Source organism: uncultured Massilia sp. (genome assembly GCF_913773735.1).
Classification (GTDB): domain Bacteria; phylum Pseudomonadota; class Gammaproteobacteria; order Burkholderiales; family Burkholderiaceae_D; genus Telluria.
The window spans coordinates 125,650-145,456 of record NZ_CAJYEB010000032.1 but is presented as its reverse complement, the minus strand read 5'-3'; the positions used below and the strand labels follow the sequence as shown (position 1 = coordinate 145,456).

The window sequence follows — 19,807 nt, the reverse complement described above, 5'->3', positions numbered from 1 at the left end:
AGCGCCGCCGTCCGCGGGAAATCTGCTGAATCCGCTTGAAAAAAGGGGCGCCCGGCGCCCCTTCCCTCGGCCGGCGGGCGAGCGCCCGCCGTCAATGCATTAAGCCTGCTCGCTGACTTCGACGAAATCGTCGGCCGACTTGACCATTTCGACGACTTCGTTGGTGGCGTTGGCACGGCCTTCCAGGATCGCATCGGCGACGCCGCGTGCGTACAGGGTGATGGCCTTCGACGAGTCGTCGTTACCCGGGATCACGTGGGTCACGCCTTCCGGCGAGTGGTTGGTGTCGACCACGCCGATGACCGGGATGCCCAGCTTGCCGGCTTCGGTGATGGCGCCCTTGTGGTAGCCGACGTCGACGACGAAGATCGCGTCCGGCACGCCGCCCAGGTCCTTGATGCCGCCGATCGACTTCTGCAGCTTGATCAGTTCGCGCGAGAACATCAGCGCTTCTTTCTTCGACAGCTTCTCGATCTCGCCCGATTCGATCTGCGCTTCCATGTCCTTCAGGCGCTTGATCGAGGTCTTGATGGTCTTGAAGTTGGTCAGCATGCCGCCCAGCCAGCGCTGGTCGACGTACGGCACGCCGGCGCGCTGCGCTTCGGCGGCGATGATGTCGCGGGCCTGGCGCTTGGTGCCGACCATCAGGATGGTGCCGCGGTTGGCGGCGATCTGCTTGATGGTCTTCATCGCATCCTGGTACATCGCCATGGTTTTTTCCAGGTTGATGATGTGGATCTTGTTGCGATGACCGAAGATGAACGGGGCCATTTTCGGGTTCCAGAAACGGGTCTGGTGGCCGAAGTGAACACCGGCTTCCAGCATTTCGCGCATAGTGACAGACATTTGATTCTCCAGGGTTGAATTCTTGAACGACGGCCGGTACACCCGATGGTCGGGCACCCTTGTCGGCCGCATTCGCGATTTGATAAAAAAGGCTTTTTTACAACATTGCTCGATACGAACACGAGCAACCCGAGATTCTAGCGGGATTCGTGCGCGATATCAAGCGTGCACACGGCGGCGCCCGGTCACGGGCGCGATCCGCGCGGGCGGCCCGGCCGGGGCCTGCCGCCGCCGGGCGGCGGGGATCGCCTACCGACCCGCGGGGATCACTTATAATGCCGGAATTGAAGAATCCACCGCTTTGAAGGTTACCAGTCCATTATGTCCATCTCCATCAAGACTCCGGAAGACATCGCAGGCATGCGCATCGCCGGCCGCCTCGGCGCCGAAGTGCTCGACTACATCACGCCCTTCGTCAAGGCCGGCGTGACCACCGGCGAGATCAACCGCCTGGCCCACGAGTACATGGTCAACGTCCAGGGCACGGTCCCGGCCACGCTGAACTACGCGCCGCCCGGCTACCCGCCCTTCCCGGGCTCGCTGTGCACGTCCGTCAACGACGTGATCTGCCACGGCATCCCGGGCGACAAGGTGCTCAAGAACGGCGACTCGGTGAACATCGATATCACCGTCATCACCAAGGACGGCTACCACGGCGACAACAGCCGCATGTTCCTGATCGGCGAGCCGTCGGTGCAGGCGCGCCGCCTGGCCGAGGTCACCTACGAGTGCATGTGGCTGGGCATCAGCAAGGTCCGGCCGGGCGCGCGCCTGGGCGACATCGGCCACGCGATCCAGCAGCACGCCGAAAAGAACGGCTTCTCGGTCGTGCGCGAATTCTGCGGCCACGGCATCGGCAAGGTGTTCCACGAAGAGCCGCAGGTGCTGCACTACGGCCGCCCCGGCACCGGCGAGGAACTGCAGCCCGGCATGATCTTCACCATCGAACCGATGATCAACGCCGGCCGCCGCGAGATCCGCGAGATGCCCGACGGCTGGACCATCAAGACCCGCGACCGCAGCCTGTCGGCGCAGTGGGAACACATGATCCTGGTGACCGAGACCGGCTACGAGGTGCTGACGACGTCCGCCGGCACCCCGCCGCCGCCGGCCATCGTCCAGCCGAAGGACAGCGTGGCGGCCTGATCCGCCACGGCCGCCGGCCCGCGCCGGCGCCCCCGCCCTTCCCCGTCCCGCCGCCCGTTCTTTCCGCAGCCCGCCCTTTCCGCAGGAAACCGCCGCCATGCCGACCTCCGCCATCGCCGACCAGCCGCAACAGCAACTGCAATTCCAGCTGCAACTGAAGCAGCGCCTGAAGGCCGAGCGCCAGCTCGTGATCGCCGACTTCCGCGCCGACGGCAAGCCGGAAAAGCTGCTGCGCGGCCTGCGCCACAGCGTCGACGGCGTGCTGGCCGACGCCTGGCGCGCGTCCGGCCTGCCGCAGGACGCCGCGCTGGTGGGCGTGGGCGGCTACGGGCGCGGCGAGCTGTTCCCGTTCTCCGACGTCGACCTGCTGGTGCTGCTGGCCAGCCCCGCCGACGCCATCACCCAGGCGCGCCTGGAACACTTCGTCCAGCTGCTGTGGGACCTGGGCCTGGAGATCGGCCACAGCATCCGCACGGTGGACGAATGCATGACCGAGTCGCAGGCCGACATCACGGTGCAGACCAGCCTGCTGGAAGCGCGCCTGGTGACGGGCAGCGAGCCGCTGTTCGACGAACTGCAGCGCCGCTACGACGCGGCGATGGACCCGCAGGCCTTCTTTCACGCCAAGACGGCCGAGATGCGCCTGCGCCACGCCAAGTACGAGTTCACCCCGTTCTCGCTCGAGCCGAACGTCAAGGAAAGCCCGGGCGCCCTGCGCGACCTGCAGGTGATCCTGTGGGTGGCCAAGGCCGCCAGGCTGGCGAACTCCTGGGGCCAGCTGGCGATGCGCGGCCTGATCACGCGCGAGGAAGCGCGCCAGCTGATGGAAAAGGAGCGCGCCTTCAAGGACATCCGCATCCGCCTGCACCTGCAGACCAGGCGGCGCGAGGACCGCCTGGTGTTCGACGTCCAGACCCAGATCGCCGAGACCTTCGGCCTGGAAGGCACGCCCGAGCGCCGCGCCAGCGAATTCCTGATGCAGCGCTACTACTGGGCCGCCAAGGCGGTCACGCAACTGAACACCATCCTGCTGCAGAACATCGAGGCGCAGCTGTTCCCCGCCCCCTCGCAGCCGGTGCCGATCAACCAGCGCTTCAACGAGGTGGGCGGCTTCATCGACGTCGCCGCCGACGACACCTTCGTCCAGCATCCGTCGGCCGTGCTCGAGATCTTCGTGCTGATGACGGAGCGGCCGGACATCAAGGGCATGACGGCGCGCACCATGCGCGCGCTGTGGCATGCGCGCACGCTGATCGACGACGCCTTCCGCGCCGAGCCGCGCAACCGCGCGCTGTTCCTGCGCGTGCTGCAGGCGCCGGTGGGCCTGGTGCACGCGCTGCGCCGCATGAACGACATGGGCATCCTGGGCCGCTACCTGCCGAACTTCCGCCGCATCATCGGGCAGATGCAGCACGACCTGTTCCACGTCTACACGGTCGACCAGCACATCATGATGGTGGTGCGTAACATGCGGCGCTTCACGATGACGGAGCATGCGCACGAATACCCGTTCTGCAGCCAGCTGATCGCCAATTTCCGCGACCGCTGGCTGCTGTACGTGGCCGCGCTGTTCCACGACATCGCCAAGGGCCGCGGCGGCGACCACTCCGAGCTGGGCAAGGCGGACGCGCTGGAATTCTGCCGCGACCACGCGCTGTCCGAGGAGGATACCGAGCTGGTGGTGTTCCTGGTCGAGCAGCACCTGACGATGTCGCAGGTGGCGCAGAAGCAGGACCTGTCCGATCCGGACGTGGTCCAGGCCTTCGCGCAATTGGTGCGCGACGAGCGCCACCTGACCGCCCTGTACCTGCTGACGGTGGCCGACATCCGCGGCACCAGCCCGAAGGTGTGGAACGCCTGGAAGGCCAAGCTGCTGGAAGACCTGTACAAGGTCACGCTGCGCGTGCTGGGCGGCGAGCCGCCGTCGGCCGACCGCGAGCTGCGCGCGCGCCAGCAGGAGGCGCTGGCCACGCTGCGCCTGTTCGGCCTGGGACCGCACGCGCACGAGGCGCTGTGGAAGCAGCTCGACATGGCCTATTTCCTGCGCCACGACGCGTCCGACATCGCCTGGCAGACGCGCTGCCTGCACGACAAGCTGGGACGCGACAAGCCGGTGGTGAAATCGCGCCTGGCGCCGATCGGCGAGGGCCTGCAGGTGACGGTCTACGTGAAGGACCAGCCCGACCTGTTCGCGCGCATCTGCAGCTACTTCGACCGCAAGAATTTCTCCATCCTCGACGCCAAGATCCACACCACCCGCGACGGCTACGCGCTCGACACCTTCCTGATCACGGACGAGAATTTCTCCGGCAACTACCGCGACATCATCAACCTGATCGAGCACGAACTGTGCGAGGTGCTGACGCGGCAGGAACCGCTGTGCCCGCCGCTGCGCGCGCGCCTGTCGCGCATGTCGCGCAACTTCCCGGTCACGCCGACGGTGGACCTGCGTCCGGACGAGCGCGGGCAGTTCTGGCTGCTGTCGATCGCCGCCAACGACCGCAACGGCCTGCTGTATGCGATCGCCAGCGTGCTGGCGCGCTACCGCATCAACCTGCACACCGCCAAGATCATGACGCTGGGCGAGCGCGTGGAAGACGTGTTCCTGATCGACGGCGCCGCGCTGGCCCAGCAACGGGTGCAGGTGCAGCTGGAAACCGAATTGCTGGATGCGCTGAAAATCTGATTCATATCGTTAACGTAAAACGTCTCTCCGGCGCAGGCCGGCGTCCACTTTTCGCGCAGCCGCAACGCATGCGATATTGGGCCCCGGCCTGCGCCGGGGCGACGTTGTTTTTTCTGTTGAGTAAACCACCATGACCGAACCCGTACGCCTCTCCAAACGCATGTCCGAACTGGGCCTGTCCTCCCGCCGCGAAGCCGACGAATGGATCGCCCGCGGCTGGGTCCGCGTGGACGGCAAGGTCGTCTCGGAACTGGGCAGCAAGGTGCTGCCGCACCAGAAGATCACCGTCGAGCGCCAGGCCGCCGCCGAGCAGTCCAAGCGTGTGACGGTGCTGGTGCACAAGCCGGTCGGCTACGTCAGCGGCCAGGCCGAGGACGGCTACAAGCCGGCCGTCGTGCTGGTCAAGCCGGAACACCGCTGGGCCGACGACCCGTCGCCGGAGCTGTTCCACCCGACCCAGCTGCGCTCGCTGGTCCCGGCCGGGCGCCTGGACATCGATTCCACCGGCCTGCTGGTGCTGACCCAGGACGGCCGCATCGCGCGCCAGCTGATCGGCCAGGACACGTCCATCGAGAAGGAATACCTGGTGCGCGTGCAGTACACGAAGCCGGGCCGCCTGCCGGACGCCGACCTCAAGAAGCTGAACCACGGCCTCTGGATGGACGGCAAGCCGTTGTTGCCGGCCAAGGTACGCTGGCAGAACGACGACCAGCTCAGCTTTACCCTGAAGGAAGGCCGCAAGCGCCAGATCCGCCGCATGTGCGACATGGTGGGCCTGAAGGTCGTCGGCCTGAAGCGCGTGCGCATCGGGCGCGTGAAGCTGGGCGATTTGCCGGCGGGGCAGTGGCGTTACCTGGGGGCGGACGAAAGGTTTTGATCGGACGGTCCGGTCATGCATGCGCAGGGGTCAGAGCCCGGTGTTGATGTTCGAGGGCTCTGACCCCGGTGTTTGCCGGAGCCGGTGTGCACGCGCGCGCACCATGCATTTCCGTGACGTCAATTGACGCCGTGCCGCACCTGCATCTGCGTCCACGGGTCGAGCACCCGCAATTGCGTCAGTACCGAATGCGGCCCGGCGACGCTGCCGCCGCTTTCCTGGTCCCATTCCAGCTTGAGCTTCGAGCGCCCGCGCCGCAGGTCGACGCGCGCGTAGTCGATCCACGCGTCCGCGTTCGTGTACTCGTAGGTCTTGATCCACCCCTGGCGCAGCAGCGACTCGACCGCCTGCCGCAGCGCGAACGGCGGCAAGCCGTCGATCGTCTCGGGTTCCAGCCTGGGATCGTTCAGTACGCCCAGGTAACGCACGAAATGTGATAGCCACGTCATCGCTGCCTCCCAACAGTGGTCGACGTGATTTCACTCTAGCAGCGGCATCCGCCCCTTGACGTTAGCCAGCGCACGAAAGGGAACAAATGCACGATGCATGTGCACGTAATTTGTATCCAGATGTTTCAGGAGAGGATGGCGTGCAGTTCCTCCAGCCCGACCGGCTTGGTGAGATGGTGCGAAAAGCCGCGGTTGCGGGTCTGGCGCCGGTCGGCATCCTGGCCCCAGCCCGTCAGCGCGACGATGCGCAGTTCGCCGAAGCGCCCGTCCTGGCGCAGCCGGCGCGCCACCTCGTAGCCGTCCATGCCGGGCATGCCGATGTCGAGCAGCACGCTGGTGGGCAGGAAGGTTTCCGCCATCGCCAGCGCACCGCGGCCATCGTAGACCACGCGCACGTCGGCGCCGTCCGCCTCCAGCAGCAGGCCCAGCGTGTCGGCGGCGTCGCGGTTGTCGTCCACCACCAGGATGCGCTGGCCGTGCAGCGGCGCCGCCGGGCGGGCCTGTCCCAACGGCTCGACGTGGTCGCACGCCCCGGCCGGCAGCGCGAGCGGCAGGCGCACGAGGAATTCGCTGCCCTGCCCGCTGCCCGCGCTGCGCGCTTCCACGGTGCCATGGTGCATCTCGACCAGGCTCTTCACCATCGTCAGGCCGATGCCAAGCCCGCCCTGCCCGCGCCCGACCGCCCGGTGCGCCTGGGCGAACATGTCGAACACGCGTCCCAGCTCGGCCGGCGGGATGCCGATGCCGGTGTCGCGCACCGAGGCGACCAGCATGTCGCCGTCGCGCCGCACGTCCAGCCAGATCCGCCCGCCGGCATCGGTGTACTTGGCGGCATTGCCGAGCAAATTGGCGAACACCTGCGTCAGGCGCACCCGGTCGGCCTCCAGCACCAGCGGCTCCTCGGGCAGCGCCACCGCCAGCTGGTGGCCGGCGCGCTCGATCGCCGGCTGGCAGCTCTCGACGGCGCTGCGCACGATCTCGGCGAACGGCACCCGTTCCAGCTTCAGGTCCACCTTGCCACGCGCGATGCGCGACACTTCCATCAGGTCGTCGACCAGGCGCACGATCTGGCGCACCTGGCGCCCCACCATCTCGACCACGCGGTCGGACTGGCGCCGTCCGTCCGGCCGGCGCATCAGCTGCACGGCATTGCTGATCGGGGCCAGCGGATTGCGCAGTTCGTGGGCCAGCGTCGCCAGGAACTCGTCCTTGCGCCGGTCGGCCTCCCTCAGGGCTTCCTCGGCCTGCACGGCCGCGGTGATGTCGAGCGAGATGCCGACGTAGCCGCGCAGCGCGCCGTCGCCCGCCAGCCAGGGCGACGCATGCGATTCGAACCAGTGCAGCGCGCCGCCGCGCACCGGGGTCTCGATGCGGCGCACGAAGCTGCCGTCGGTGCGGATCGCCGCGAACACGGCGCACAGGTAGGCGTCCATGTCGGCGGGCGGGACGATGTTGCGCCAGCCCGCCGCGCCCGCGGCCGCGCCGCAGGCGCCGTCGTCGATGCAGCGCTGGTTCAGGTAGATCACGCGGCCGTCGGCGTCGAACTGCCAGACCAGCGCCGGCGAGGCGTCGGCCAGCGCGCGAAAGCGTCCCTCGCTGGCGCGCAGCGCTTCCTCGTTTTCCTTGTTCTCGCTGACGTCGATCACGAACAGCACGCAGCGCCCCTGCACGCCGGCGCCGCTGATGCGCGCGGGCGCGAACAAGCCCCACCAGCGGCTGCCATCCTTGCGCAGCATCTGCTTGGTGTACGGCGCCGTCGTGCCGCCCTCGGCCAGGTCGCGCAGCGCGCGCTCGGTGACGCACCAGAACTCGGGCGGCGTCAGGTCGCGCCAGTGCGGCAACGCATTCAGTTCCTGGCAGGTGTAGCCGGACATGCGCGCGAAGGCCTCGTTGACGTCGTGCACTGTGCCGTCCAGGTCGAAATACATGACGCCCACCGTGCGCACGCTCAGGGTGGCGTCGATCAGCGCCTTGTGCTCGCGCAGCAGGCGCTCGGCCGCACGGCTTTCGGCGACTTCTCGCTGCAGGTGCTCCTCGCGCTCGAGCACGGGCCGCAGGCGCGCCGCCACCTCGCGCTCGAGTACCCCGTCGGCCAGCGCGGCGCCGTAGGCGCGGTGCGCGGCGGCGGCGAAGGCGGCGCAGGCGCGCAGGCGGCGCAGGTCGTCGGCGTCGAAGCGGCGCACGTCGCCGTCCGCCATCATCGCGTTCAGCGAGCCTTCCACCCGGCCCTGCACGCGCCACGGCACGCCCAGCGTCTCGCCGATGCGCAGGCCGGTGGCGCGGATCGATGGGAATTCCTGCGCGGGCCGCTCGAACAGCACGGCGCCGTCGGCCAGGATGCTGGCGCCGCAGGGGCAGGCCGCGGCCGGCCAGTGGACGCCGTGGTGCGGGGCCAGGCGCCCGGACACGGCGCACCAGCGGATGCCGACGGCCGCCTGTCCGCCGTCGCTGCCCCCGTCGTTGTCCGGTTCGCTGCGCCCCGCGCCGGCCCCCTCCCCCGCGTCGTGGCCGGGGCCGGTGTCGCGCAGGGCGATCACCACCGAATCGGCGCCGCACAACGCCCGCGCCAGGTCCGCCACGCGCTGCAGCAGGCCATGCGGATCGTCGGCCAGTTGCTGGGCCAGCCCGGCCAGCGCCGCGCTGTCGTCCGGACCGGCTCCCGGACGCTCCCCGCCGCGGCTATTCAACGCGGCCGCCACGGCGGCATCGCCGCGGGCACCGGAATACCTGCCTGGATTCGAATCGGCCATGGATTTTATATAGCCAGTCATTGACCTGTATAAACCATAGATTACTTGACAATTTTAATATTGCCAAACGATTTCAATCGTGTTCGCCATCTTAACAACCCTGCCGGCACAACGCTCGCCGATTCGACTAATCCACCCGGAAACACTGTTAAAACAGCCTCCCCGCGATGTCATGTTCAATATCGGCATCATGGAATGGTAGCGATACCAGCCATGCCGGATCTTTTTGGTTTCGATCGAAATCAAAACAAGGGACGCGGGAATGGCGCTCCGGACGGGCGCACGCATGCGGGCGGCGGTTACAGCGAGGATGCCGTACCGGCGGGGGTGGCCTCGGCCAGCGCCTGCTCCAGGTCTTCCAGGCGCACGGGTTTCTTGAAGTGGCGGTCGAAGCCCGCCTCCAGCGCGCGCCGCACGTCGTCCGGCTGGCCGTAGCCGGTCACGGCCACCAGCCGGATCCCGCCCAGGCGCGCCAGCGCGCGCGCCACCTCGTGGCCCGAGATGTCGGGCAGGTCGATGTCGACGAAGGCCAGCTGCGGCGGCTGCGCCGTGGCCAGTGCGATCGCGCTGCCGCCGTCGGCCGCCGCCGTCACCGCGCAGCCGCGCGACTGCAGCAGCGCGCACATCATCTCGCGCAGGTCGGCATTGTCCTCCACCACCAGCACGCGCAGGCCGTGCAGCGCCGGCGCATCGGCGGCGTCCGGCGCCTGCGTTGCCGCGGCGACGGGCTGCGCCGGCGGCAGGCGCACGAGGAAGGTACTGCCCTGCTGCGGGCCGGCGCTGTGCACGGCCACGGTGCCCTGCTGCTGCTCGACCAGCGACTTGACGACGGCCAGGCCGATGCCGAGCCCTCCCTTGGCGCGGCTGGGCACCTTGGCCTGCACGAACACGTCCCAGACGCGCGGCAGCAGCTCGGCATCGATGCCCTTGCCGTTGTCGCGCACTTCCAGCTCGGCCCAGTCCCCGGCGGCGCGGGTGGCGACGTGGATGGTGCCGCCGGGCTGGGTGTACTTGGCGGCGTTCTCGATCAGGTTGCCGGCGATCTGCTGCAGCCGGTGCGGATCGCACAGGGCCCAGGCCGGCGCCAGCGCCAGGTCGACCGTGTGCGCCGCCGTCGTGCCCTGCGCCTGCAGCGTCAGCGCGGCCTCGCGCACGGCGGCGGCCAGGTCGAGCGGTACCGGCGCCAGCGCCACGCGCCCGCTGAGCACGCGGTTGGCGTCCAGCAGCTCGTCGACCAGGTGGGCCAGGTGGCGGCTCTGGCGCCCGATGATGGCGTGGGCGCGCTCGGCCGCGGCGCCGCCGGCGCCCATCTGGATCAGCGCGATCGCCGAGCTGATCGCGCCCAATGGATTGCGCAGCTCGTGCCCGAGCATCGCGAGGAATTCGTCCTTGGCGCGGTTCTGGCGCTCGGCCACGCTGCGGGCGCCTTCCGCCTCGGCCAGGTGGCGCCGGCGCGCCGTCTCCAGCCGGATCAGGCGGGTCGAGGCCGCGTGCAGCACCTGCTGCAGGCTGTTCAGTTCGGTGACGCGCAGGTCGGCCGGCGGCGGCAGCCAGCCTTCGGCCATGCCCTCGGTGGCGGCGCCCAGGTACTCGATGCCGGCCAGCAGGCGGCGCGCGAACAGCAGCGCGCCTGCGACGGCCAGCGCGGCCGCGCACAGCAGCGTGGCGGCCGTCAGCGACACGGCGTGGAACGCGATCGCCTCCAGTTCGTCGACCGGTACGCCGACCACCGCCTGCCAGCCCGACAGGCTCGAGCGCGCCGCCGCCACCACCATCGGCACGCCGTCGCGGCTCTCGCTCGTGGCCGTCGTCGCGCCGCTGTGCAGCGCCGCCAGCAGTTCGGGTCGGGGCCGGCCGGCCACGTACTCGTCCCAGCGGCGGTTGCGCGCGATGGTGCTGCCGTCGCGGTCGAACACGGTGACCAGCCAGGAGGCCGGCACGTCGCCCGGCAGCAGGCCGTTCAGGTGGCGCGCAGGCACCCACTGCCCCAGCAGCACGCGGCCGCCGTCGCCGAGCTGCACGGGCAGCTCGACCGAGACGATGAATTTGCGCGTGGCGCTGCCGACCTCGAGGTCGGAGACGGCGCCGCGCCCGCGCGCCAGCACGGCGCGCACGCGCTGGCGCGACGCGGCCGTGGGCGGCTCGATCGGCGCGCCGTAGGGCAGCACGGTATTGAAGATCTGCTGGGCGTCGGGACGCATCAGCACGGTGTTCCGGGCGCTGCCGGCATTGGCGGCGCGGGCCTGGCCATAGAAGGCGTCGAAGTCGCCGCGGTACAGCGCGCTGGACGTCGCCAGCGCCCGCGCGCTGGCCATGGCCGCCGTCAGTTCCTGGTCCATCGCCAGCACGGTGGCGCGCGCCAGCTCCTGCATGCTGCGCAACACGGCCTGGCGCTCGGCGTCGAGCAGGAGCTTGATCGCAATGGCCGAACCCAGCACCAGGGGCAGGACGACGGCGGCGGCCAACAGGCTCAGGTGGGTGCGCACTCTCATTGCTGGTCTCCCGACGGCAATCCCGATCCCGGATTATATTCCAGGCAAGATTTTTTGCGTATTTTGAGCAATAAAAATGTGGCCGGACGGCGTCTGTACAGGATTTTTCGTTATTGCATCGAGGCTTGCTCTGTCGTAGCATCCACAGCTTGCCGAGCTCACGAGGCAGTCGGCCACGTTCCAGGAACTTCATGAAAAACGACATCCCATCCCCTTCCACCGCGCCCTATTCGCAAACCCGCTCCTTCCTCACCGTCGCCCTGATCGAGCTGTGGGAACGCTTCGGCTACTACGGCATGCAGGCGCTGATCGTCTACTACATGGTCCAGCGCCTCGGCTTCGACGACAGCCGCGCCAACCTGGTCTGGAGCGCGGCGGCCGCCCTGATCTACGTGTCGCCGGCGATCGGCGGCTGGATCGGCGACAAGGTGCTGGGCACCAAGCGCTCGATGTACCTGGGCACGATCGTGCTGACCGTCGGCTACGCCTTGATGGCCGTGCCGACCGAGAACACCTGGTTCATGTTCTTCGCGCTCGGCGTCATCGTCGTGGGCAACGGCCTGTTCAAGCCGAATACCGCCAACCTGGTGCGCAAGATCTACGCCGGCGACGACTCCAAGATCGACTCCGCCTTCACCCTGTACTACATGGCCGTGAACGTCGGCTCCACGGTATCGATGCTGGCCACGCCATGGATCAAGGACTACGTGAACGCCACCTGGGGCAACGAGCTGGGCTGGCACGTCGCCTTCGCCGTCTGCAGCGTCGGCCTGGTCGCCGGCCTGTTCAACGTGCTGGTGATGCGCGCCACCATCGCCCACATCGGCTCGCCGCCGGACGAGCGCCCGCTCGAGATGGGCAAGCTGGTCGCGGTGCTGGCCGGCAGCGTGGTCACGGTGGCCCTGTCCGCCGTCATCCTGGAATACCAGGCGCTGGCGCGCGCCTTCGTCTACCTGGCCGGCGTCGTCGTGCTGGGCATCTTCATCCAGCTGATCCGCACGAGCCAGCCGAGCGAGCGCGCCGGCCTGATCGCCGCGCTGGTGCTGACGCTGCAGACCGTGTTCTTCTTCATCTTCTACCAGCAGATGTCGACCTCGCTGTCGCTGTTCGCGCTGCGTAACGTCGACCTCGAATTCACCGTGTTCGGCGTCCACCTGTGGACCTGGTCGCCGGGACAGTTCCAGGCGCTGAACGCGATCTGGATCATGCTGCTCAGCCCCGTGCTGGCGTGGGTCTACACGGCCGCCGGCAAGGGCGGCAAGGACCTGTCGATCGCCGGCAAGTTCGCGCTCGGCTTCGCCGCCGTCGCCGCCGGCTTCTTCGCCTACGGCGTGGCCGGCGCCTTCGCCGTCAACGGCCTGACCTCGTCCTGGGTCATGATCGCCGGCTACGGCCTGTATTCGCTGGGCGAACTGCTGGTATCGGGCCTGGGCCTGGCGATGGTGGCGCGCTACGTGCCGGCGCGCATGACGGGCTTCATGATGGGCGCGTACTTCGTCGCCAGCGGCATCTCGCAATACCTGGGCGGCGTGGTCGCCAACCTGGCGAGCGTCCCGAGCGGCATCACCGACCCGGTCCAGACGCTGCCGATCTACACCAGCCTGTTCAACAAGCTGGGCCTGGGCGCCGTTGCCTGCACGCTGATCGCGCTGGCCGTGCTGCCGTTGATGCGCCGCCTGAGCGCGACGCACGCGTCGCACCAGTAAGCGGCTGCGGGAACTGCACGGATACGGCGCGCCGTCATGTCGACGGCGCGCCGTTTTTCTTGGCGCTGTTCGCGTTAATTGCGTTTCCTGTCCAGCCGCTTGCCGAACTGGACCGCTGCCCGCAAGAGCAGCGCCGGCGTCGTCAGCCGCTTGTCGTCCAGTATCCGCTGCCAGCCCGAGTAGTCGATCAGGTAACGGCTGGCCACGCCGCGAAAGCGCAGCCGCCAGGTCTTGAAGCGGCTGTGCCAGCCGTTCACGTTCTGCAGGTGGATCGCGACGCGCGTGCGGATGCCCGCCCGCAGGTTGACCGCTTCGTGGGTGATGCCCGCCCCTGGCGTAAAGTCCTTCGTCGATGCTCACCGTAGTGCGCATCCCGCATCCCGCATCCCGCATCGAATTCGAGACGATTTTCATTGGATTCAGCATCACAGCAAGCGGGTTGGTATCCGTATTGGTGGCAACCGCGTTCGATTCGGGAGCATCGGCCGTGGTTCCTGTGGATGCTGACGGAAAAAACCGTCCTCGTGTGCGCCGAACTGCCACTTCGGGCCGATAGCAAACCTTCGTGACAGTCTGCTAGATTGTCATCTTGGCCACCCGCTATAACGGCGAGGTCGTCCGCAATCGGGCCGGGAACGGACATCACCTGAGATCGTGAAAGGATGTTGATGAAGAAAAAGTTTGTCATTTGCTCCTTGACTGCTTTCGCCTTGAACGCGGCGGCTCAACAAACCGACTATACGCGTGTTGGCGTCCGTCTGAACGAGCTAGCCAGTGCTGACCAAGAAGTCCGACAAGAGTGGAGATTGCTTGAGCATGACGCCAAAACGACTCCTGCCCGAAGAGATGCTTTACAACAGCGATGGCGCACTACCGATGGTGCGAACCTGAAGCAGTTCAAAAAAATCATTGCGGCCTGCGGATGGCCTGAAACAAGTAAAGACAGCCATAGTGCCTGGTTGTTGGCCCAGCATGCCGACAGCGACATTGCATTCCAACGGCTCGCAAAAGGACTTCTTGAAGCCTCTGTCAACGCCGGTATTGCAGCGCCGCGAGATCTTGCCTATCTTGCTGACCGCATCGCTGCCAATGAGGGCCGTCCACAAGAATATGGAACCCAGTTTTCGCAATGGATCGCTGCCATTTGGTACTTGACCCGGTCGATGATCGGCAGCTGGTGAATCGCCGACGTTTGGCTATTGGACTGCAAAGCCTCGAGGAATATGAGGCCGAGGGACGCCGGCGGTTTATCCCACCGGATTGTGCAAATTCTGCAATTGCGCGGAAAACTCAATGACTCCTTCGGGCCCGGAACCGGAATGTCGTGACAGCTATCGACGCTTCAGCACGGCAACCTGCTATGCTGGCTGGACCGCCCGCCATCCGCCAGAAGCACGACCACATGCACTGGTCCGACTGGGCATCGCCGCACTGAAGACGCACCATGAACGAAAGACACGGGACGTGAAATTTCGCTTGCCAGGCATTGGCGTCCTCGCCCTCTGCATATTGCTTACCCCGAATGTCGCGCAAGGCGGCAACCTTGGTCCAGCAAGGACCGCCGATAAATTTGTCGAGGCGTTGCAACATCGGAATTTCAAGGAAGCCGCGACCATGTTCTTGCCAGCGCCGGGGGACGATGCCGTGGCGACCGAGCGCATGTTGACAAGGATCGACGAAAGCCTGGGTGGCTTCCCTACGATGCATCCTGTTCCAGCGCTACCCGACGGCAAGAGTGTGAGGCTGGAAGTTCTGGCCCCCGGGAACGTCGCGCCCAACATCCAGACATTCCTTCAGCTTCGCTATGCATCCACCGCCAACGACGGGCAGCCCGTGTTTTACGAGTTGAATGTGAGTGCCGGCGGTACCCCACCGCGTATCCTGTCTTTCGGCGTGCACTTTCCGGCGTCTGATTTACAATCCACCGCACGTGCACTTCATTTCGTAGATGTCATCGGACGTTAAGACGCTTCGGGCTGCGCCAGTGCCTTGCACGCATCCATTTGACGCATCCACATGAATCATGAACCCAGTCAGGATTTTGCCTTTTGCTCTGCTCTTGACAGCCTGCGCCATCGGCCCGGTCGTTACCGCTGACTATACGGGACTCGGAAATGCCGCCATTGCAGACGTCCTGCGATATTCCATATTTACCGGCGAAACCGGGATCGATTACGCGGTAAGCCAATTCATCAACAAGCACGACGTCATGGGCTCGAGCAACCCTCGGTCAACGCTGGAACACTTGGGCTTTGTATGCGGACCAGAGCCTGGCAGTACATGTGTCTATGAAGGGTCGGCAAAATCCTCGTTCGACGATCCGGAAAAACCCGTGATCGAAAACTACCTGACGACGGTGCGTCTCGATGTCTCCTGGCGCGATCGGAAAATCGACGTTGCCAGCCAAACCGCGAGGACCAGGGAATGAAGAAGGTGCAGATCATTCAAGCCGCGCAGACCGTCGCGCTCGCGGCATGACGACCCTGATGACCGCCCGCCTGCGCCTCGAACCGCTGGACGACGCCCACCTCGACGGCCTGCACGCGATGAACAGCGACCCCGCCGTGATGCGCTGGCTGGGCGGCCCGGTCGCGACCGTCGACGACACCCGCGCCATGATCGCCCGCGTGCGCACCCGCTGGTCCGAGTGGGGCTACGGCTGGTGGGCGCTGGTCGAGCACGACGGCGGCGCGCTGGTGGGTGCGGCCGGCATCCAGCACCTCGGCAAGGACCGCGCCAACCCGCACGAACTCGGCTGGCGCCTGCGCCGGGCCAGTTGGGGCATGGGCCTGGCCGGCGAGGCCATGCGCGCGATCGTGCGCCACGGTTTCGAGGAACTGGATGCGCCGCGCCTGTGCGCGATCCGCCATCCGGACAATGCCGCCTCCCTGCGCCTGATGGAGCGGCTGGGCATGCGCTACGTGGGCGTCCAGCACTGGGATGGCGCGGACGTGCCGGTGCACGCACTGGCGCGCACGGCGTGGCGGTTGCGGCAGGACGACGACGGCGCCGCACCCGCGCACGATTGACAAAAGACTTCTTGTTATTGCAGAGAGGAAATCTGCTATATTCGTCATTTTACAGCGTGACCCGGCGCGATATGACGACCGCAATGTTTCGATTCTGCTCAATTTGCTGCCTGTGGCTGGCGTTTCTGCCGGCCAGGGCCGGCGCGGGCGCGCCGCCCGCCTACCATTTCTCGCCGGTCAACCAGTACAACCTGCAGGTTTCGGCGGGGTTCTGGAACCCGATCATGCGCTACGTCTCCGAAAAGAGCGGCGTACGCCTGGAACTCAAGCTCGGCCGCACCTCGGCCGACACCACCAGCTTCATCCTGGCGCGCGAAGTGGACTTCGCGTTCACCAACCACCTGTTCAGCCCCGACCGCGAACGCATGGGCTGGACCGTGTTCGGGCGCCGCGACGCGCCCCCGGTGGCGGGCCAGATCGTGGTGCCGGCCGATTCGCCGGTGCGCGACATCGCCGAACTGGCCGGCGCCGCGGTCGCCTTTCCCGGTCCGGAAGCGCTGGTCGCGTACAAAGTCCCGTACGCCCAGCTGCTGCGCAAGGGCATCCCGGTCGACGTCGTCTTCGCCGGCAACCAGGACGCCGCCTTCACCCAGCTGTTCGCCGGCAAGGTCAAGGCCGTCGGCGCCAACTCGCAGCTGGTGCAGAACTACATCGGCCGCGAGGGCAAGCGGTTCCGCATCCTGTGGTCGTCGGAGCGCTTCAACGACCTGGCACTGATGGTCTCGCCGCGCGTGCCGCCGGCCCAGGCGCGCGCCGTGGCGCGCGCCTTCCTCGGCATGCGCGACGATCCGGAAGGCCGCAGGATCCTGCAGGCGGCGTCGGAACTGGTCCATGCGCCGGTGCCGCTGGCCTTCGTGCCGGCCAGCGATGCCGACTACGCGGCCTACCGTACTTTCTACGCCGGCGCGCCGGCCAGCCTGCGCTGAACGGCGCGTCCCCACGATGCCGCTGCCGCGTTCCCTTTCCCGCCTGCTGCCGCGCTCCCTCGTCGGGCGCGTGTTCACGGTGTTCAGCCTGACCCTGCTGCTGTGCATGGGCGTCGGCCTGGGCCTGTTCTACCGCTACCAGTTCCTGCAGCACGTCGAGGAGACCCAGGATGCCGCCATGACCCTGGTCGAGGTGGCCGCCCAGACCATCGAGGACAGCGTCGTGATCGGCGACTACGACACCGTCAAGCGCACGCTCGGCAAGATGCTGGTGCAGTCGCCATTCAAGCGCGCCGAATTCATCGACGTCTCCGGCGCCGCGATCCGCCTCGACGCGCCTTCTGTCGCCGGCGCCCCGGCGCCCGCCTGGCTGACGGACCTGATCGCCGCCAAGCTGTACGACGTCAACCGCGTCGCCAGCGTCGGCGGCAAGGACTATGGCGTGGTGCGCCTGCGCTTCGACGAACACAAGCTGGCCGCCCAGCTGTGGACCATGGCGCTGGAAACCGCCGCCGTCGCCGGCATCGCCTTCCTCGCCAGCCTGGCGCTGATGCGCACGTTGCTGCGCCGCTGGCTCGACAACCTGGGCCGCCTGCGCTCCTTCGAGGACGACGTCGCCGCCGGCCGCGTGACCGCCGAGGCGGCGCTGCTGGCGGACGCGCCGACCGAGATCCAGGAAGCGATCCAGTCGGTCAACCGCAGCGCGGCCAGCCTGCGCGTGCAGTTCGGCCAGCGCATCGATTCCCTGATGAATTCGCTCATGCAGCACAAGAGCGCACTGGACCGCGCCGCCATCGTGTGCGAGGTCGACTGCGCCGGCATCATCGCCGGCGTCAACGACCTGTTCGTCGCCAGCTCCGGCTTCGCGCGCGCCGAACTGGTCGGCCGCGCCCTGGCCGACGTCGGCCGCCCCGCCGCCGGCGGCGCGCCCTGGCAGCCGTCCGACCAGGTCTGGAACGGCGAAGTGGTGATCGACGGACGCCATGGCCAGCGCGAGTGGTACCGGACCGTGGTGCCGATCAGCGACGCCGCCGGCACCATCGAGCGCTACATCTGCATCGACATCGACATCAGCGAACGCAAGGCCTTCGAGCGCGCCATCCTCGCCAACGCCCGGCGCCAGACGCTGGTGGCCGAACTGGGGCACAAGGCGCTGGCCGCGAACGACCTGCACGAGCTGTTCGACGAAGCCGCCGCCGCGGCCGCCGCCGGGCTGGGCGCGTCCTGCGCCGCCCTGTTCGAGACCGGCCCGGACGGCCGCCTGCGGGTGCGCGCCGGCAGCGGCTGCCTCGCGGCGGCGCGTGGACAGGCCTTGCCGCACGACGGGGACGGCGCCGACGCCGGCGCCATCGCCGCCGTCCTGTCCGGCTGCGCCGCGGGCCACGGTACCGGCGCCGCGCTGGACGCCGCCATCGTCTGCGCCGACCGCAGCTTCGGCGTGCTGGGCGTGTACGACCGCGCCGGGCGCCGCTTCGACGCCGACGACGCCAGCTTCCTGCGCGGCATCGCCAACATCCTGGCCACCGCCGTCGAGCGCCACGATGCGCGCAGCCGCCTGACCTACCTGGCGCAGTACGATCCGCTGACCAGCCTGCCGAACCGGCGCCGCCTGCAGTCCTGCCTGGAGGACGCGATCGTCCAGGCCGGGCGCGCCGGGCAGCAGGCGGCCGTGATGTTCGTCGACCTGGACCGCTTCAAGAACGTCAACGACATGCTCGGCCACGGCGTCGGCGACCAGCTGCTGGTGCAGGCGGCGCAGCGCCTGCAGGCCTGCGCCCGTCCCGGCGACGTGGTGGCGCGCCTGGGCGGCGACGAGTTCGCGCTGGTGCTGCCGCAGCTGGCGGCCATCGACGATGCCGCCCCGGTCGCGCGCCGCATCATCGACGCGCTGGCGCAGCCCTTCCAGCTGCAGGGGCAGCAACTGTTCGTGTCGGCCAGCATCGGCATCGCCGGCTATCCCGCGGACGGCGCCGATGCCGAGGCGCTGCTGAAGAACGCCGACACGGCGATGTACGACGCCAAGAGCGGCGGCCGCAACGGCTTCCGCTTCTTCCAGCCGGCCATGCACGAGCAGGCCGCGCTGCGCCTGCAGACCGAGAACCAGCTGCGCCTGGCGCTGGAGCGCGGCGAGTTCCTGCTGCACTACCAGCCCAAGCTGGACCTGGCCGGCGGCGCCGTCAGCGGCTTCGAAGCGCTGCTGCGCTGGAACCACGCGCAGCGCGGCATGGTCGGGCCGCTGGAATTCATCTCGATCCTGGAGGACACGGGCCTGATCCTGGCCGTCGGCGAATGGGTGATCGCGGAAGTCTGCCGCCAGCTCAAGGCCTGGCAGGCGCAGGGCCTGGCGCAGCCGCCGGTCGCGATCAACCTGTCGGCGCGCCAGCTGCAGCAGCCCGACCTGGCCGAACGCATCGAGCGCATCGTGACGGCGTCCGGCGTCGATCCCGGCCTGCTCGAATTCGAACTGACCGAGTCGATGCTGATGACCGACCCAGAGGCCGTGGTGGCGACGCTGGCGCGCCTGAAGGCGCTCGGCATGCGCCTGTCGGTCGACGACTTCGGCACCGGCTATTCGAGCCTGGCCTACCTGAAGCGCTTCCCGCTCGACGCGCTCAAGATCGACCGCACCTTCGTGCGCGACCTGCCGGACGACCCGGACGACGCCGCCATCACCAAGGCCGTGATCCGCCTGGCGCACAGCCTGAACCTGAAGGTGGTGGCCGAGGGCGTGGAGACGCTGGCCCAGCTGCGCGAGCTGGACCAGTACGACTGCGACGAGATCCAGGGCTGGTACGTGGGCCGTCCGCAGCCGCCGGCCGCCTGCGCCGCGCTGCTGGCCGACGCGCGCGCGGCCGCCTGCGCGCCGGCCTAGGCCCCTGCGGGCGCAGGCCGCCCGCTTG

Annotated in this window: 15 protein-coding genes; 10 read left to right on the top strand and 5 right to left on the bottom strand. The window is 67.9% G+C overall.

Annotated elements, in window-relative coordinates:
- Nucleotides 1-99: 99 nt before the first annotated feature.
- The gene (gene rpsB, locus QZ749_RS16180) at nt 100-846 is read right to left on the bottom strand and encodes a 30S ribosomal protein S2 (protein WP_296948923.1); all 747 of its coding nucleotides are present in this window, start codon (nt 844-846) and stop codon (nt 100-102) included.
- Nucleotides 847-1,167: 321 nt separating this feature from the next.
- Here rpsB and map point away from each other — a divergent pair, with 321 nt between their 5' ends.
- From map to QZ749_RS16165, 3 genes are all read left to right on the top strand, one after another.
- Nucleotides 1,168-1,992, top strand: coding sequence for a type I methionyl aminopeptidase (gene map, locus QZ749_RS16175; protein ID WP_296948921.1), 825 nt, complete (start codon nt 1,168-1,170; stop codon nt 1,990-1,992).
- Between the two features lie 97 nt (nt 1,993-2,089).
- Complete coding sequence (locus tag QZ749_RS16170) at nt 2,090-4,678, top strand: [protein-PII] uridylyltransferase (RefSeq protein ID WP_296948919.1); 2,589 nt, start codon at nt 2,090-2,092, stop codon at nt 4,676-4,678.
- Between the two features lie 130 nt (nt 4,679-4,808).
- Nucleotides 4,809-5,555, top strand: coding sequence for a pseudouridine synthase (locus tag QZ749_RS16165; RefSeq protein ID WP_296948918.1), 747 nt, complete (start codon nt 4,809-4,811; stop codon nt 5,553-5,555).
- Nucleotides 5,556-5,674: 119 nt separating this feature from the next.
- Here the strand turns inward: QZ749_RS16165 and QZ749_RS16160 are convergent, their stop codons facing one another.
- From QZ749_RS16160 to QZ749_RS16150, 3 genes are all read right to left on the bottom strand, one after another.
- Nucleotides 5,675-6,004 (bottom strand): hypothetical protein, encoded by a 330-nt coding sequence (locus QZ749_RS16160; RefSeq protein WP_296948916.1) that lies wholly within the window; start codon nt 6,002-6,004, stop codon nt 5,675-5,677.
- Between the two features lie 125 nt (nt 6,005-6,129).
- Nucleotides 6,130-8,754, bottom strand: coding sequence for a PAS domain S-box protein (locus QZ749_RS16155; RefSeq protein WP_296948915.1), 2,625 nt, complete (start codon nt 8,752-8,754; stop codon nt 6,130-6,132).
- A gap of 299 nt (nt 8,755-9,053) precedes the next feature.
- A complete protein-coding gene (locus QZ749_RS16150) occupies nt 9,054-11,246 on the bottom strand; it encodes an ATP-binding protein (RefSeq protein WP_296948914.1) in 2,193 nt (730 codons plus the stop codon).
- 191 nt (nt 11,247-11,437) lie between these two features.
- On the opposite strand from QZ749_RS16150, the gene QZ749_RS16145 reads away from it, so the two are divergent.
- Nucleotides 11,438-12,952 carry a peptide MFS transporter gene (locus tag QZ749_RS16145; RefSeq protein WP_296948912.1) on the top strand — a complete coding sequence of 505 codons (1,515 nt, stop codon included), beginning with the start codon at nt 11,438-11,440 and terminating at the stop codon, nt 12,950-12,952.
- A gap of 74 nt (nt 12,953-13,026) precedes the next feature.
- Here the strand turns inward: QZ749_RS16145 and QZ749_RS16140 are convergent, their stop codons facing one another.
- Nucleotides 13,027-13,209 (bottom strand): hypothetical protein, encoded by a 183-nt coding sequence (locus tag QZ749_RS16140; RefSeq protein WP_296948911.1) that lies wholly within the window; start codon nt 13,207-13,209, stop codon nt 13,027-13,029.
- Between the two features lie 411 nt (nt 13,210-13,620).
- On the opposite strand from QZ749_RS16140, the gene QZ749_RS16135 reads away from it, so the two are divergent.
- The 6 genes from QZ749_RS16135 to QZ749_RS16110 all read left to right on the top strand — a co-directional run bounded on the left by QZ749_RS16135 (nt 13,621) and on the right by QZ749_RS16110 (nt 19,779).
- Nucleotides 13,621-14,133: a DUF6624 domain-containing protein gene (locus QZ749_RS16135; RefSeq protein WP_296948909.1), complete on the top strand. Its 513-nt coding sequence runs from the start codon at nt 13,621-13,623 to the stop codon at nt 14,131-14,133.
- 112 nt (nt 14,134-14,245) lie between these two features.
- Nucleotides 14,246-14,917, top strand: coding sequence for a hypothetical protein (locus QZ749_RS16130; RefSeq protein WP_296948908.1), 672 nt, complete (start codon nt 14,246-14,248; stop codon nt 14,915-14,917).
- A 58-nt stretch (nt 14,918-14,975) separates the two neighbouring features.
- Entirely contained in the window at nt 14,976-15,380 is a 405-nt protein-coding gene (locus QZ749_RS16125; protein ID WP_296948906.1) for a hypothetical protein, read from the top strand.
- Between the two features lie 46 nt (nt 15,381-15,426).
- The gene (locus tag QZ749_RS16120) at nt 15,427-15,981 is read left to right on the top strand and encodes a GNAT family N-acetyltransferase (RefSeq protein ID WP_296948904.1); all 555 of its coding nucleotides are present in this window, start codon (nt 15,427-15,429) and stop codon (nt 15,979-15,981) included.
- 83 nt (nt 15,982-16,064) lie between these two features.
- Nucleotides 16,065-16,907, top strand: a complete 843-nt coding sequence (locus tag QZ749_RS16115; RefSeq protein WP_296948903.1) for a phosphate/phosphite/phosphonate ABC transporter substrate-binding protein — start codon at nt 16,065-16,067, stop codon at nt 16,905-16,907.
- Between the two features lie 16 nt (nt 16,908-16,923).
- Nucleotides 16,924-19,779, top strand: a complete 2,856-nt coding sequence (locus QZ749_RS16110; protein ID WP_296948901.1) for a bifunctional diguanylate cyclase/phosphodiesterase — start codon at nt 16,924-16,926, stop codon at nt 19,777-19,779.
- The last annotated feature ends 28 nt before the right edge of the window (nt 19,780-19,807 follow it).

Bases quoted from the DNA above. Each gene is read 5' to 3' on its own strand.
- QZ749_RS16155 (WP_296948915.1), bottom strand. From the start codon at position 8,754: ATGGCCGATTCGAATCCAGGCAGGTATTCCGGTGCCCGCGGCGATGCC.
- QZ749_RS16110 (WP_296948901.1), top strand. From the start codon at position 16,924: ATGCCGCTGCCGCGTTCCCTTTCCCGCCTGCTGCCGCGCTCCCTCGTC.
- QZ749_RS16120 (WP_296948904.1), top strand. From the start codon at position 15,427: ATGACGACCCTGATGACCGCCCGCCTGCGCCTCGAACCGCTGGACGAC.
- QZ749_RS16165 (WP_296948918.1), top strand. From the start codon at position 4,809: ATGACCGAACCCGTACGCCTCTCCAAACGCATGTCCGAACTGGGCCTG.
- QZ749_RS16125 (WP_296948906.1), top strand. From the start codon at position 14,976: ATGAACCCAGTCAGGATTTTGCCTTTTGCTCTGCTCTTGACAGCCTGC.
- QZ749_RS16145 (WP_296948912.1), top strand. From the start codon at position 11,438: ATGAAAAACGACATCCCATCCCCTTCCACCGCGCCCTATTCGCAAACC.
- QZ749_RS16130 (WP_296948908.1), top strand. From the start codon at position 14,246: ATGACTCCTTCGGGCCCGGAACCGGAATGTCGTGACAGCTATCGACGC.
- QZ749_RS16160 (WP_296948916.1), bottom strand. From the start codon at position 6,004: ATGACGTGGCTATCACATTTCGTGCGTTACCTGGGCGTACTGAACGAT.
- QZ749_RS16135 (WP_296948909.1), top strand. From the start codon at position 13,621: ATGAAGAAAAAGTTTGTCATTTGCTCCTTGACTGCTTTCGCCTTGAAC.
- rpsB (WP_296948923.1), bottom strand. From the start codon at position 846: ATGTCTGTCACTATGCGCGAAATGCTGGAAGCCGGTGTTCACTTCGGC.
- QZ749_RS16150 (WP_296948914.1), bottom strand. From the start codon at position 11,246: ATGAGAGTGCGCACCCACCTGAGCCTGTTGGCCGCCGCCGTCGTCCTG.
- QZ749_RS16170 (WP_296948919.1), top strand. From the start codon at position 2,090: ATGCCGACCTCCGCCATCGCCGACCAGCCGCAACAGCAACTGCAATTC.
- map (WP_296948921.1), top strand. From the start codon at position 1,168: ATGTCCATCTCCATCAAGACTCCGGAAGACATCGCAGGCATGCGCATC.
- QZ749_RS16115 (WP_296948903.1), top strand. From the start codon at position 16,065: ATGTTTCGATTCTGCTCAATTTGCTGCCTGTGGCTGGCGTTTCTGCCG.